Annotated in this window: 11 protein-coding genes; 9 read left to right on the forward strand and 2 right to left on the reverse strand. The window is 42.5% G+C overall.

All coding sequences use genetic code 11. From position 1 onward, the window contains the following. Window positions 1-69 precede the first annotated feature (69 nt). From JJD41_RS03115 to JJD41_RS03145, 7 genes are all read left to right on the forward strand, one after another. Window positions 70-2,574, forward strand: coding sequence for a bifunctional serine/threonine-protein kinase/ABC transporter substrate-binding protein (locus tag JJD41_RS03115; RefSeq protein ID WP_200664669.1), 2,505 nt, complete (start codon window positions 70-72; stop codon window positions 2,572-2,574). 217 nt (window positions 2,575-2,791) lie between these two features. Further along, window positions 2,792-4,021: an MFS transporter gene (locus JJD41_RS03120; RefSeq protein ID WP_200664670.1), complete on the forward strand. Its 1,230-nt coding sequence runs from the start codon at window positions 2,792-2,794 to the stop codon at window positions 4,019-4,021. A 197-nt stretch (window positions 4,022-4,218) separates the two neighbouring features. Then, window positions 4,219-6,354 (forward strand): FHA domain-containing protein, encoded by a 2,136-nt coding sequence (locus JJD41_RS03125; RefSeq protein ID WP_234488486.1) that lies wholly within the window; start codon window positions 4,219-4,221, stop codon window positions 6,352-6,354. Window positions 6,355-6,489: 135 nt separating this feature from the next. Then, window positions 6,490-6,813, forward strand: coding sequence for a hypothetical protein (locus tag JJD41_RS03130; protein ID WP_234488487.1), 324 nt, complete (start codon window positions 6,490-6,492; stop codon window positions 6,811-6,813). A gap of 176 nt (window positions 6,814-6,989) precedes the next feature. Next, window positions 6,990-7,298 (forward strand): hypothetical protein, encoded by a 309-nt coding sequence (locus tag JJD41_RS03135; protein WP_200664673.1) that lies wholly within the window; start codon window positions 6,990-6,992, stop codon window positions 7,296-7,298. A 228-nt stretch (window positions 7,299-7,526) separates the two neighbouring features. Continuing rightward, window positions 7,527-8,027: a tetratricopeptide repeat protein gene (locus tag JJD41_RS03140; RefSeq protein WP_234488488.1), complete on the forward strand. Its 501-nt coding sequence runs from the start codon at window positions 7,527-7,529 to the stop codon at window positions 8,025-8,027. Between the two features lie 131 nt (window positions 8,028-8,158). Then, complete coding sequence (locus JJD41_RS03145; protein WP_234488489.1) at window positions 8,159-9,163, forward strand: hypothetical protein; 1,005 nt, start codon at window positions 8,159-8,161, stop codon at window positions 9,161-9,163. Between the two features lie 473 nt (window positions 9,164-9,636). Here JJD41_RS03145 and JJD41_RS03150 read toward each other — a convergent pair whose 3' ends face one another. Continuing rightward, a complete protein-coding gene (locus tag JJD41_RS03150) occupies window positions 9,637-10,089 on the reverse strand; it encodes a tetratricopeptide repeat protein (RefSeq protein ID WP_200664676.1) in 453 nt (150 codons plus the stop codon). Window positions 10,090-10,748: 659 nt separating this feature from the next. Between JJD41_RS03150 and JJD41_RS03155 the strand changes: the two genes are divergently transcribed. Next, window positions 10,749-13,118, forward strand: a complete 2,370-nt coding sequence (locus JJD41_RS03155; RefSeq protein ID WP_200664677.1) for an NB-ARC domain-containing protein — start codon at window positions 10,749-10,751, stop codon at window positions 13,116-13,118. Window positions 13,119-13,492: 374 nt separating this feature from the next. On the opposite strand, the gene JJD41_RS03160 is transcribed toward JJD41_RS03155, so the two are convergent. Beyond that, the gene (locus JJD41_RS03160; protein WP_234488490.1) at window positions 13,493-14,053 is read right to left on the reverse strand and encodes a glycine-rich domain-containing protein; all 561 of its coding nucleotides are present in this window, start codon (window positions 14,051-14,053) and stop codon (window positions 13,493-13,495) included. A 225-nt stretch (window positions 14,054-14,278) separates the two neighbouring features. Between JJD41_RS03160 and JJD41_RS03165 the strand changes: the two genes are divergently transcribed. Then, window positions 14,279-15,472 (forward strand): DUF1822 family protein, encoded by a 1,194-nt coding sequence (locus tag JJD41_RS03165; RefSeq protein WP_234488491.1) that lies wholly within the window; start codon window positions 14,279-14,281, stop codon window positions 15,470-15,472. The last annotated feature ends 5 nt before the right edge of the window (window positions 15,473-15,477 follow it).

Here is a 15,477-nt window from a genome sequence, read left to right on the forward strand (position 1 = left end):
ACTTTACCAATAAATACCTAGTTTAATTCTTGGCTTTCATTTTAATCTACTCTCACTATTCCAATAAACATGATCGACCAACTACTCGACCAACGTTATAAAGTTTTACAAATTCTCGGTGCCGGTGGTTTTGGCCGCACTTATATTGCCCAAGATCTGAAACAACCGAGTAAACCGAAATGCGTGATCAAACAACTTCAACCCCAGGGAGTAGATGACCCAACTTTGTCCGATGCTTCACGGGACAATCGTTGGGACATGGCTCATAAATTTTTTGAGAAAGAAGCGGAAACCCTGGAAGTTCTCGGGAACCACGACCAAATTCCTCGGCTACTGGCTTATTTTGAAGAAGAGCAAGAATTCTACTTGGTGCAAGAATTTATTGATGGCCATCCCCTAAGTTCTGAACTGATTCAAGGTCAGCCTTGGTCGGAAACTCAAGCAATTGCTTTACTCAAGGATATTTTAACGATCTTGGAATTTGTCCACGGCAAAAATGTCATCCACCGGGATATTAAACCGGATAATATTATTCGCCGCAAACGAGATAATAAATTAGTCCTGGTGGACTTTGGCGCCGTCAAGCAAGTGCGCGGCCAAATGATGACAAACTCTGGGGCATTTGGTTGGACGGTTTCTATCGGCACTGAGGGATATCGCCCCCCAGAACAAGCGGCAGGTCGTCCCCGTTTGAATAGCGATCTGTATGCTCTGGGTATGATTGCCATCCAAGCATTAACCGGAATCAATGCTTTTGATTTGCGATTAAGTTATAGCGATCCAAATACCGATGAAATTCACTGGCAAGACAAAGTAACCAATGTTAGCCCGGGACTCATTGAATTTTTAACTAAGATGTTGCGTCAAAACTGGCGCGATCGCTACGAAAGTGCCACCGCAGCCTTGCAAGCACTGGAGTCTCTAACCGCAAGTCCCCCTGAAAACAACTATCAGCCCACCGTGGTTCCCACCGCCGTTGCCACTCAGTTGCCCGTGACCACACCTCCACCCGCACCTGTTGCGGGTACGGAAGTGGCCCCCGCAGCACAGCCCACACAGCAGCCCACACAAGCAACTACAGCATCTAAGACTGCATCAAAACCACTGCCCCTAAAGCCGATCGGTTTAGCAGTTGCAGGAATTCTGGCATTAGCTCTAGTGGGTGGTGGTGTGCGATCGCTGATGAGTTCTTCAGGGGATTCTAATCAGGCGGTTTCTAATTCTACGGTTAACTCGGAGGTTCAGTCTGACAATGAATTAATCAGTTCGGGCGATCGCATTTTAATTCCTAACGAAGGCTTAGATAACCAAAAATTCCAGGAATTAAAAGAATCTGGAGTCGCGGCAATGGCGAAAAAAGATTACGTCACCGCTTACAAAAATTTTAACCAAGCTCTTACTATTAGGCGAAATGCCCCCGAAACTCTGATTTATCTCAATAATGCCGAGATTGGGGATAAAAAATCTTACACCCTGGCTGCCGTTGTGCCGATTAAAGATGGTAAAGATCCAGGCCGAGCCCTAGAAATGTTGCGCGGATTTGCCCAAGCCCAAAAAGAAGTGAATGAAAACGGTGGCATTAATGGCGTGCCGCTAAAACTGGCGATCGTCAACGACTACGATAACAAGGAAAAAGCGACAGAAGTCGCTGAAAATTTGGTCGACGATTCTAATATTATCGGCGTCATGGGACACCATATCACCGGAGTCACCGAGGAGGTAGCGCCAATTTATCAACAAGGCAACTTGGTATTAATTACCCCGATTAGTGTTGTGGACGAACTCACCGATGGCAGCAACCCTTATTTGTTTCGGATGAACCGAGCGAATATTGCCAAAGGTGCCGATGAATTAGCCGATTACATGGTTAAGAATTGGCAGCGGCGAAAAGTGGCCATTTTCTATAATCAGGAATTGGACTATACCAGGGAGATGAAAGATGCATTTAAAGGCGAACTTTTCAATGAAGGGGAAGTGGTCGGCGAATTCGATATATCAAAAAAGAGTTTTAATGCCTATACCGGTTTGCAAACAGCTAAAGCAAATGGTGCCGAGGTAATTCTATTACTACCTAGTCTCAGTACTTTAGACAATGCCTGGGATGTTTTACGGATTAAAAATCAATCCCCAGATGAGTTTGGCGATCTAAAAGTTTTAGGAGACATTGCCACTTTGTATCGCCTGGATACCTTAAAAAAAGGTCGCGATACAGAAGATATGGTGCTGGCAGTTGCTTGGCGACGCGACCCATCCGATACTCAAGGATTTTCTCAAAGTTCTGGAAAGCTTTGGGGGGCGGTCAATTGGGTGACAGCTATGTCTTATGACTCGGCTCGGGCATTTATTGCGGCGATCGAACAGAGTGATAATCCCACTCGCGAGAGTATTCAAAAAGCACTTGTGGCTCCAAATTTTCAAACTAACGGAGCATCAGGAATCATTACATTTAAAAATAATGATGTCATTCCCGATATACAAATGGTGACCGTGAAAAAAATGCCTTCTATAGAAGCGAGTGAATCGAAAACTGGCTACGATTTTGTTCCCGTTGAAGGAGGATTTTCTAGCTTTTAAGACATCCATATCCCTCGTTTTTAGGATCTGCCTAAAAATGCCAACTCTTGAGGCTCTGCCTCCCATTAAGAATCACAGGAGGCAGAGCCTCAAGAGTTGCATTCCCACGCCGAGCGTAGGAACGAGGGAAAATGTAGAGGTGATTCGCAAATCACCTCATATATAAAGGCGATGCGTAAGTCTCAATTTGATAAAAACTCAGCTAGGTATAAGGTCGATGAAGCTGGTATTACGTTCTAAAAATTGCCGCCTATTTTTTACCGGACAAGGCATTTCCCTAATTGGCACTTGGATGACCAAAGTAGCTGCAGGTTGGTTAGTTTATCAGCTAACCCACTCGGCATTGTTACTGGGTTTAGTGGCATTCACTGATGATATTGCCAGCTTACTTTTAGCGCCATTTACGGGAGTATTTCTCGACCAATGGAACCGGCAACGGGTTTTAATTATCACCCAAACTTTTGCGATGCTGCACGCCTTATCTTTAGCGGTGCTGACTTTAACAGGTAATATCAATATTTATGGGATGATTGCCCTGAGTTTATGCCAAGGTTGTATTAAAGCTTTTGATGTGCCAGCCCGACAAGTTTTTATCGCCGAAATTGTCGAGAATAAACCGGAAATTGGGGAGGCGATCGCCCTTAATTCATTCATTATCAGTTCCGGTCGCTTACTTGGCCCTGCTTTGGCGGGAATTGCGATCGCGCAATTGGGCAGTGGCTTGTGTTTCTTAATCGATGGACTCACTTACCTTTTCATCATTGCCGCCTTATTACTGATTCAACTGTCGGCTAAAAATAACCATTATCCCAAAGTCGATCGACCTTGGAAAAAATTGCAACGAGGATTTGCCTATGTAGTCAAGTTTTCCGACCTGGGTTGGATTCTATTATTGCTAGGCTTAGTGAGTTTTATGGCCATGCCCTATGCTTCTTTAGCGCCAATTTTTGCCAAGGAAATTCTGCAAGGCAATGCTGAAACTCTGGGGTTTCTCCTCTCATTTGCCGGACTCGGTTCGCTCACCGGCAGCATTTATTTAATATGGCGCAAGAGAATATTAGGTTTAGAAAAAATAATTCCCCTATCTACGGGACTAGCGGGTCTCAGTCTGATGATCTTTTCTCAGTCAGAAAATTTATTAATTTCGTTAATATCCTTGTACTTAATTGGATTAGCCTTAAGTTTGCAAGTGGCTTCTAGCAATACGATGCTGCAAATCTTATCACCAGATGATAAACGAGGCCGGATTATGAGTTTATTTACCATTGCTTTTATCGGCATGACTCCATTAGGTAATTTATTTAGTGGATTTGTGTCAGATCGCCTTGGTGTGGTGACAACTTTAACAATTAATGGCCTGATTTGTCTGATTGCTGCTGCCATCTTTTCCCAGCAAGTTCACCCGCTTAAGCGTTCCTTAAAACGTATGGTCAGTTCCGAATCTTAACCTTTAACTTGTCATTCCCGCGTCAGTGGAAATCCATTAACAATGGCATGGGTTACAACAGTGTAAATCCTATCCGGTTCTCCCCTTCTTAAGGGGGGTTAGGGTGGATCACCTAATCTCTGATATTTTATTAATTATTCACCATGTTGGCTAACACTGAAAATAAATCCCAATCATCATCAGGTAAAATCGAAAAATTGCTCCAGTCTCTCCAAGAACTGCACAAATTCGTGACAGCCACAGGGAGCCAAGATCCCACCTTTAAAACCGTGGCGGGAAAATTGAGAAGCCTAAGTGCAATTCTCAAAACTGGAAAACTCAAATTTCAAATTGTCAGCCAATCTTCTCCCCTCGCTTATGCAGTTGCCAAAATGGTAGAATCGAGTGCCACCCTACCTGCACTTTATCAATTTCAAACCACAACTTTACCCGGTCAATCTCAACGCACGGAAATTCCCATGCAGGCAGTAGAATATGCTCGCACGGAATTAGCTTCTCCGGAGCCCGTACTCCTGCAATTTACCGACCGCGATCGTGAACAGCCAATTTCTCATGGTCTGCCCAAAAATGGCAAATTACTAATCGGTCGTCGTCCAGACTGTCAAATTCAAATCCCGCAACAATATAGTTTTGCTTCTGGACATCATGCGGAAATTGTCCCAGTTCCAGGAACAGATAATTTTTGTAACTGGCAAATTTGCGACACCAGTACCAATGGCACTTACATTAACGGCGAAAAAATCGAGGGATGTTATCAATTGCAGCCGGACGATCGTATTACATTAGGCTATCCCGAACCGACCGATCGCAGTGCCGAACTTATTTTTAAATTAGAATATAATGTCGCGTCTCCCCAATCCACTCATGGTTCTGCCGGGAATCAAGCATCAGATCCGAACGAGTCATTATATAAAGAACTAATTGACTGCGACATTCTCTGTTTGGTAATTAACCCCACGGCGCCCCTTTCAAACACGGAAAAACGGCTGATTGAGCGAACAACTCAAGCACGACTGTTCAAAACTATTGCAATTTTTGATGTTTCGGCGATCGCTCGCGAACCGGAACGAGTCAACAATAATATTGATGCTTTCAAGCAGTGGCTAAAAAGCCAAAATTTGCAAGGGGCTGTTGCCTTGCCGTTGATTCCCTTGCATCCTTTTTATCCCAGTCCCGAACCCATGACCGAACTGGCGCCAAATGTGCAGCAAGAGTGCGATCGGTTTCGCCAATTTCTAGAACAGTCTGCGATCGAGAAACGGGAGGAAATTCTGATTCAGCGTGTCAGCAGTCAAATCAAACAACAACTCGCTATTTTAGAACGAGCTTACGCAGAAAAAGAAGCAGCCTTGCAAACCGGCCAAAACCTGTCAGTTGCCTTGCCTCCGGGAACAGATATTGATGAACTCGATCGGCAAATCAGAAAAGCCTTCAAGCAAGTAGCGGAAAACAAAGAAAAGTCATTCCGAGAAATTCGAGTCGAATTAAATAAATCCAAAGCCGCATTAATCGATGGATTCAGTAAAGAAAGTTTACTGTATAAAATTAAACAGTTTACCGACGAACTGCAACCTGTTGTTAGCAGAGAAAAAGAAATCGGTCAAGATAAAGATCGGGTTTCCCTGCGTTTACATTCTGACAAAATGAGCAAATCGCAGACCATTCATACTCACATGAACCGTCTTTGCTACGGAGATATGAGCCAGTGGGCAAAAGATGAATGGCAAAGAGTTTATGGCACCTATGGAGATGGGGGTTTGCAGGAAATTTTCCAACAAACTCATGCCGCCTTTGATTTTATTCCCGGTCTCGACTTGCCCAGTTCATCTTTTGCCGCAAACTCAGAGTTTGATGTTTACAAATGTTTGCAATATTCCTTTGTGGAATTTGACAATCAAGTTTCTTTTCAAGACCAATCTTCTGGCAACAAGTTAATGTTATGGGGATCGGCGGCTATGGGAGTTGTCGGTTTGGCAATGGGACAGCCATTTCTGCTGATGAGCGCTGGGATGGGTATGCTGGGCAAACAGGTCGCCCAACAACAAAGTGAAACTGCCAAAATTGAACAAATTACCGAGAATTTACGCAAAGGTTTATGCCAACATTATCAATCTTTAGCGAGAAGTATTGCGGACAAGTTATCTCAGCAGATTAATTTGGCAATTGAAGCGGAAGAACGCCGGTTCAAAACTTTAATGGAAACTACTAGCGATAAAGTTGGAGGCTACATGACTGAACTGAAAAAAGGTTTAGATTCTGCTCAAAACCAGCAGAAACAATTGCAAAAAGAAAAAAGCCAGTTTATGGAGATTCGCAAAAAAATGCAATTATAACTGATTGTTAGATGAGCCTCATCGAGGCTTTTTGCTAATCCTGAAATAAAGAATATTTATTTCAGGATGTCCTGAAACTCATTGCTAAGTATTGAAGCAATGATTAATTCGAGATAAATTTTGGAGATTCAACCAATGGTTTACAGTGGCAACCGCAAGGAATATTACAAAGATTATGACAACGATGGTAATAGTGACTATGCTGAAATTAGTTACGATCGCGATGGTGATGGCCATTATGAAACCACAATTAAAGGTTACGATTACGATGATGATGGCTCCTTTGATGTCGCTTATGGCTCCGTTGATTCTGATGGTGATGGAACCGCTGACTATGAGGTAGTTGCCTATCAGGATGATACCGGAAATGTAAATACTGTTGCTTCTGGTGGCGATCCTTATCAAAATAACTACAATGTTTCAGAGAATAATGCTGAACATGAAGACTATTCTGTATAAACAGAACAGGAGGAGAGCATGAAAACATAACCAAAAATTTCCCCTCTCACTGGTTCGCAAGATTTGAAATAATCCCCCCTGAGAACCAGTAATAAAGCGCTAAAGCGCAATTATAAACCTTCCTGTTAGGGAATATAACTGTTAGCTTGGTAACAAATGAATTCGGAGGAAAAACAATGGCAGATCCAGGTAACTATGAGTATTATGAAGATACCAATGGTGACGGAAAAGTTGACTATGCTTATGGTCGTTACGATACCGATGGAGATGGATATTATGAGACAGTAGTGGAAGCGTTTGATGATAATGGAGATGGCAATGTTGATTACGCTTATGCCAGTTCCGACACCGATTATGATGGCCACCATGACACGGTAGTTGAAGTGTTCGATCATGATAGTGATGGGTACGCCGATCAAGCGCGTTATCGTACTGATTACGATCAAGATGGTCATTTTGAGCAAGAAAGTTCTTATTACGCCTAAAGCCTAATTCAACGCTAGAGACCTCAATATCCTAGAGTCAATTAGGACATTGATGATTCCAGCAGCATCGGGCAGCGCTCGCCTATTGAAAAGATTAATTGGCGAGCGCTTTTATTGACACTTTTGGAACATTAAGATCGAATTGATTAACCTCTACATCTCAATCTTGCCCAATCCCATATTTCAATCTAGATCGTCTATTTTTTGTTTGGAAACTGGAACTTGCAAATGATGACATCTCATTCTCACAACTTTAAATTTTTGACACGCTTCTTTCTCGCAACTGCCACAGTTGCCACCTCCGTTGTACTGTTTCCCGAACTGGTACGAGCCAGCAATAGCCGAATCAGTGGTGAAACAATATCAGAACATTCTGTTAAATTAGTCTCAGCTTTACCCAAGCAAGGCAAGCAAGCAAATTCAGGACAATCCTTGAATAACCTTGGTAATTTTGAGGAATTTATGAGAGCAGCCCCGTTTTACTTACGAGGCAACGATCTTCTGAAAAAGAAAGATTATCAAGGGGCTATAGAACAGTACAATATAGCAATTAGCAACTACTCGGAACATGCTGAGGCATACGCTCAACGAGGAGTGGCTAGGAATCAAATTGGCGATCGGGCGGGAGCAATTCAAGATTTACAACAAGCCGCTATCTTCTTTGAAGCACAAGGTCAACCTGCTGCTGTCGAGAAAGTCCAGGAAATTCTGGATCGATTGCAGCAGTAAGTAGGGTTAGGATTAGGAAGAGCGATCGCCCCCTCACACCTAAATCAATTAAAAGGGCGATCGTTTCTTTTCATTACACATAATACGATCTTCAAAAAATACAAATAATACGGTTATTAATTAACGTTATAATGAAAATTATAAAAATTTTCAAAAGATTCTCCCAAATTAGTATTGCCTCTATACTAATTTTGTCTATCTCTTCTTGCTTTGACGATAATACCTTAGCTGAACTCGATAAAGCCATTGACCTTTTAAGCAATGAATCTGCGAATTGGCGCCAGGTGGTTAAAGATTTGGAAATTTCAACCAAGGAAACCATTCGCTATGACCTAGAAGATTTTGCTAAAAACACCATACACACAGCAGGATTAGAAGGTCGATGTAATGGTAAATTTATCAACGAATATCTTAGCTATGAACTCCTCAAAAAAAGAAACAATTTAGCAAAAGAAATTGGAGTCCCTTCCCGGACTATTCCTGCTCCAAAACCTAAAATTTGTAATGATGTACAAAAGATAATACTAAAAGGTAATCAACCCAGGATTTTGTTTGTTGATTTATATGGCTATAACCTCAAACCTGAAGAAATTGAAATAATTGCCGAGTTGAATGAAAAAGAAGCTCGAAAAGCTAGTGGAAGATATGTTCGTATCAATCAAAACGTATCGGGAGGTGAATTTAAGATTTCTCTAAATCTAGGAAGAAATGGTATTTCTGGTGATTTACTAAGAAAATTTAATCAAATTATCTTGAGAAGTAATAATCAAACGTTACATAGCCTTCCTGTAATTCAGGAGCCTATAGAAGCTAAAGAAGTTACTATCAGCGATCGTCGCAAAATGAGTGGAGGATATGCTACCGGAACAGCAATACTTTATCGCAATGGCAAATTAGTAATCGAAGGAGAAGCTATTGCTACAGAAAAGTTGCACGGTGTTAAAGCAAGAGTGAATGTTGTGGGAGTAGACGAAAACGGAAATCAAATACTTTCAAAAGACTTAGATATCCCTACAGCTTGTGGGAAATTGGACTTGGCTTGTTCTTCCCGTCAAAGTGGTCGTAGCGTTCAAGATATTTCTCTAGAAATAGCCAATAGAGTAATTCGTCTCCAGCTTCATTTTTCTGAACGTTAAGATATGAGTTTTTCTTGGAGAAGCCCCCATGCTATTTGAGTGGATTATGCCACTTACAATCATTTGCTTTTTTGCAGATGCGATCGCTTTTTAGAGGAACGACAGTTGAGAGGCCGGGTTTTTACGATCTCACCTTAGTTAAAGCAGTTAGGAAGTGTCACTTTTTACGAGACGCACTCGTCGAAAAGTTTGGGCAGAAACTTCTTTAAATTGATACAAAAATGTCGCAAAATCGTTCCTGTATCTGGTTTCATAGTAATAAGAATTATATTCACAAACATAAAAGTTGATTGGTAGATTTTCTGGCTATTGCCTGGTTTTGTTAATGCTTATAGCCAGAGCAAATAGAGGCGCAACCCTACTTTAAGTAAAAATGTATAATCATTGAGATAGCATGGGCTTTAAAAAGGTTCGATCGAGATCGACATGCACATACATAAATCTACGATTTTGCATGTCAATCTCTGGTCAGATTACTGCCCTTGACCAAGAATCTGTTGGATTTCTTGGAAGGCACTCATATTTCCTTGTTGCTTGAATAACTCTGCTGCTTGTTGTAAGTCGGCAATAGCTCCGTTACGATCGCCTAATTGAGCCTTGGCAACCCCACGATTGGTATAAGCTTCAGCATATTCAGGATTCAATTCAATGGCTCGATCGTACTCGGCAATAGCAGCATTAAAATCTTCTTCTTGGAAAAAACTATTGCCATCTTCGTAATGACTTTCAGCCAGTTGTAGATTTAGATTACCTAGATCCTCTAACTGTAGAAGAAGATTGTTAAGTTCTTCAGTTACTTCATTAAGTTCTTCAAGTTCTTCAAGTTCTCCTTCTGACTGTGCTTTTACTTCATGGTTAAAACCAAAACTCAAGTTCAAGAAAGTAAAAGCGCCTAAGAGTACGGCAGCGAACAGCTTAATTTTCACAGATAATTCTCCTTTAAGTACAAAAAACTAAATAAACCGAATACCTGTAGAGATAACACCGAACTGACAGTGCCAGCCAATTGTCGCCTGGGGTCAGTCCTATACTCTCTCGCCGTTGAATTTACCCCGAACTACAATAGTGAATTTCTTTAAACCCGATATTAAGTAATATAAATCCAGTTTGTCAATGGCCGGGATCGAAGACATTTTGCGACACTGTGCGACAATTAGCGACACTTTACAAAAGTTTTATCAAATGATTCAAATTTGTATTGCAACAGATCGCCACCCTCGGCTAGGATTTTTACAAAGATTGGAGTATAATTAGTAGCGTAGATATTCGCACAGCCTTATCAAGTCAGGGATCCAACTCCCTAACCTCCATAATTATCTCTCAGCCAAAAAATTTGAAGCCGATGTCGCTGAATGTCTGCAAAGGCGATCGCCTGTCGCACAAGAGCGTTTTGCAAAGATTGATTAAAGATAAACGTCAATTAATTTTTCCTTGGCTAGAAAAGATCGCCAGGTAAGTGAATGGGTGCTAAAACGGCTGGCTCCGATCGCCTGTAATACTCGATCCGTCAGTTTTATAGACAATTTTCTCTCTATTTTTTAGCGACCGAAAATTTTTGTACATTTACTGCTCAATGCTCCGAACGATGGATATAGCAGAAGTTGAAAAACTCGTAGAATTTGCCCAAGCGTTGCTGGACTCGACCACCCATGACCTGCTGACCGATTTAGAAAAAAGTGTCCTCAAAGGGGCGATCGCCGATTGGACTTACGACGAAATTGAACTCCGTGAATCTACGGATTTCAGCTCCGAATACCTCAGAAGAACCGTTTCTCCCAAGCTGCGAAAAAAACTCCTTCCTGCCTTGAAAGCGGTCGGGGTCGTCGATGCGAAAGCGAATACTATTTTAAAAAAAGATTTACTGCGAAAACTGCGGCAAGCGTGGCTTGAAGATCGTTCTACAAAGTCCCTCGAAAATCGATCGCCCCAACCGTCAACCGCCACCGAAGCGATCGAAACTCCACTTTCTGCGATCGCGACGACGAAAACGACAACAACCAACCTGCCGAAATCACCGTGCATTTACCAAAACTTACCGACGCGCGACCACACCACGTTTATCGGTCACGAAAAACAACTGCAGCACTTGCTCAAACTGTTGTCTTGGGAGAGTCGCGTTCACCGCATCGGGATTGAAGGGATTGGCGGCGCCGGGAAAACGACTTTAATTGTAGAGGCGGCGTATCGTTGTTTGGAGTCAAAAAACCTGCCTAATTTTGAAGCAATTATTTTTACTTCGGCGAAACCCCACCGACTCACGGGCACCGGAATTTTACCTCGGTTAAAAAAAGAAAATACCTTATCCGATATTTGCCGCACGATCGCGCGCACGTTGCAATGTCACGATTTGTTGATGGCAACACGCGATCGCCAAATCGAAGAAATCCTCGACTGTCTCACCCAGCAGCGCACCTTATTGATTGTCGATAACCTAGAAACGGCCTCAGATCTCGACCAAGTACGCTCCTTTTTATATGAATTACCGCCAACGGTGAAAGTGGCGATCGCCAGTCGCCAACAAGCTTTATTAGACGTTCCCATTCATCTCGAATCTTTCAGTAAAAAAGAGAGTTTGCGGCTGATTTACCATCACGCCGAACAAAAAAATTTGGAGATCGTACAGCAACAAGCTGAAAAAATTTATGCCACGACCGGAGGCATTCCGGCAGCCATTGTTTATACGATCGGCCAACTCAGCGCCGGATATCCTTTTTCAAAAGCGATCGCCCACTTAAACTACTCTCATAGCGAAATTGCCCGCTATTGCTTCCAAGATTCAATTATTCCCCTACGGCAACAAACGCCCCATTTATTGTTAATGGCATTGGCGATTTTTCCCAGTCCTGCCTTACCCGAAGCCGTTTGCGAAGTCGCCGATGTCTCCAACCGCGATGCTTTCGTTCCTTTGCAACAGTTATCCCTCGTCAAACTGGAGGGAGGACGCTATCAAATGCTACCCCTAACCCGGGGTTACGTGTTAGCGGAACTGCAAGCTTATCCCCTGTTTCAAACATCGGCACGCGATCGCTGGGTTAACTGGTATTTAACCTATAGCAAACAATATGGAAATACCGACGCTCATGAATGGAATGAATATCAAGAATTAGATCGAGAATGGGACAACTTGAGCGAGGCGATCGAATGGACAATTTTACAAGATCGTTATCAAGATTTTGGAGAATTTTGGAAATATTTGAAAGGCTATACCCATTTTGCCGGATACTGGATCGAACGCTTGCGCTGGATGGATTGGTGGCGAGAAACAGCAGAAAAACGCGAAGATTGGTTGACAATGGTACAAGCCCTTCGCGATAAAAGTCGCACCCTAATTTTAGTCGATCGAGCGGACTATCTCGCCCAAGCTCATCAACTTTTGGAACGAGCTTGGAAACTGTGTCAAATCCACCAATTGCCGATCGAAATTGACTTGGCCTTAGATATGACAATTTTGCAAATTCATCAACGGAATTTTAGCTCGGCAGATCGCTGGTTTTCAAAAATTTCTGAAATTCAAGCAACAATCGATTCGAGCGATAGTAATGCGCCTCGACGCTCAATTCAGATAGATTACTATCGGGGCGAATTTTATTTTAATCAACAGAAGTTTATCGAAGCCCAAAAATCTTACGAAAAAGCCTTGCAGAAAGCACAAGATATTGGATGGAATCGAGCCGTTACTTTTTTGCAGATTTGGTTGGCGTTAGTGGCGATCGAAGTATCAAAACTCGATCGCGCGGAATCTTTATTAGAAGAATCTTTTCCATCGGTAAATGTCAATGGCGATCGCCGTTGTCTGGCTTTCTGCAAACGGGCTTTTGCGTTGTTAAAAAAAGCCCAAGGAGATTGGGCTGGCGCGAAACGGTGGGCGGCGTCAGCTAGAGAAGATTTTTGTCAACTGTTGATGCGTCGAGAAGTGATAGAAATGGATGATTTTTTATCAGTCAAAAATTTTTAATATTTAATCTTGATTTTTACTTAAAAATAAATTTTAGTTAGTCAGCAAGTGAATTACAAGAAAAGCCAATAATGATAAAAGAACAACATTCAAAAAGCTTATTTTAAAAGCTTTGAATTCATTGAGATTGTACGATGCACGACAAACATCACAAACTCGTAACGCGGGATTGTTGGGATGTTGAACCCAATGACAGGGGAGTTGTTTAAGATTGCTGTTTTTTTCGTAAGGGCAAGACATCAGAATCTTCCTATAGAGCTTTTAGATCTGTTCTCAATTTAATCTCTAAATTCGATCGAAGAAAGAGATCCCCCTAAATCCCCCTTGAGAAGGGGGACTTGAGGATTTAGGGTGTAGGTTATTCTGTTGAAAATTCAACCTAAATGAGCGATCGAATTCGGTAGATCGATCGCTATATTGACCGTCGGTCGATTGGTTTGAGTCTGTTCTAATAAGACACAGACGCCGGGATCTTGCGAGTCACTTTTAGACTCTTCATTCGATTCATCGTCAGTGTCTGTACTTGCTTCGGCGAGGATAACGCCAAAGTGTCGGTCGAACAGAGATTGTGTTTGTTGAAAGGCAAGATCGAGTTGTTGCCGATCGCCCTCGTCGCGAATGCCAAAATAGGGGAAATGATGGATAAAACGACCGAACAGCATCTGACAGTCTTCAGCATATTTACTCGTGTCTAAAATATGCTGGTGCCACACCCGGTCAATTTCTCGATTGGGGGCGATCGCCAGATGAGGATAGAGGTATAGTAAACAAAGGAACATGAGATAACGAGTTAAAGCGCGACTGACGCGATCGCGGGTCCATCCCGATCCGGTTTCTGGGTGCATCAATTTATAGGCGATCGGACCTAAATCGAGTTGCTTGATTCTGGTAAAAAAGTCACCGATCTCGACCTTAAAACTTAATTCTTTTTCCAAGATAAGCACCTCAATTTGATTACTTCAGAACATCGAGCGATTAACTTCAGCATCAATGAGGAGTTCAAAAAGAATCAAGATCCTAGAAACACCGGAGAAAATTGCTCGAAAGCCTTATAATTAAAACGTTGTGGATTGGGGAGGAAAAAATTATTCTGGGAGATCCCAGATCGGTGAATCGATCGGGGGCTGGAGTTGGAGGGTTCAATGCCGCAAAGAAAAAACATGACCTGGGGGGAAATTCCCAAGCAACGAGTGAGAAATTTTTTAGAAGTTCTGCTCGACAAGCACAATTATGCTGAAGATCTGCTCAGTGCAGAATGGCAAAGCCTCGACGGCGATCGCCATCGTTTATACGTCCATTACACGACCAAAACAAACTTAGTGCGTTTAAGCCGTGGCAATCGCTATCCGAGTATGAAACAAAAAGCAGAAATTCAAGATGCGATCGCCCATTTAGAAGAATTGCACATTTTAACCGACCTGCGATCGGTAAAAACGGGAGCTAAAGCCGAAAAATTATCTTTTTATCTAGATTTACCGACGCGAAACTCGTCGGACATTTTAAATTTTATACTATGCCAAAAATGGCCGAATAAATCTTTCGAGAAAACGAAGACTAAAGACAGTCAATCGAACAATACGAGTGTTGGAGACCATCGCGATCGCCCGATCGCCGTTGCCAGTTCGGAATACGAAGCGATCGCGGAAATCGAACAATGGGGAAATCAAACAATAATTCGATGGAGGATTAAATTTTCGGGCAGAGTAGATCAACTCACTCCGGAATCGATCGCTAAAATGCAGACTACAGTTCGCAAACTCGCGGGAGATAATTCTCTAAATATTATGGATATTCACGAAGGCTCGATCGTTGTTGAATTTGAAGGCAGCGAAGCCGGATTTCGACGCATTCAAACCCTCTTAAATCGAGGGGAATTGACCGAGATTGAGGGATTTTCTATCGAAGCGGTAGAAGTCGTCCCTCAACCGATTCATTTAAGTGAATGGCAATCGAATCGTTGGCCGACAGGTTGGCAGGAACTTTCATCATTACTAACTCCCGCACAATATCAATTTGCATTTGGGTGGCGATCGGGGTGGGAACCGGAAACGATCGCGGGACAAGCGATCGCGATCGCCGGAATTTCACTGGTATTGGCGATCGCCTCAGTCCGAGAAAGCAATAACCAAACTTCTATTCTTTTACAACTGCATCCAACAGGAAACGAGGTAACTTTACCCGCTCATTTAGAACTAATTCTTCGCGATCGTACGGGACAAACCATTCTGACCACGGCAACCGAAAATAGCAACAGTAATATTTTGCAACTAGAGATTAAAGGCCATCCTGGAGAAGAATTCACCCTGAATATTTCCCGAGAAAATGATATAATAACTAAACGGTTTGTCATCTAAATCAC

The organism is Oxynema mangrovii CENA135 (assembly GCF_016632315.1).
Lineage (GTDB): Bacteria > Cyanobacteriota > Cyanobacteriia > Cyanobacteriales > Laspinemataceae > Oxynema > Oxynema aestuarii.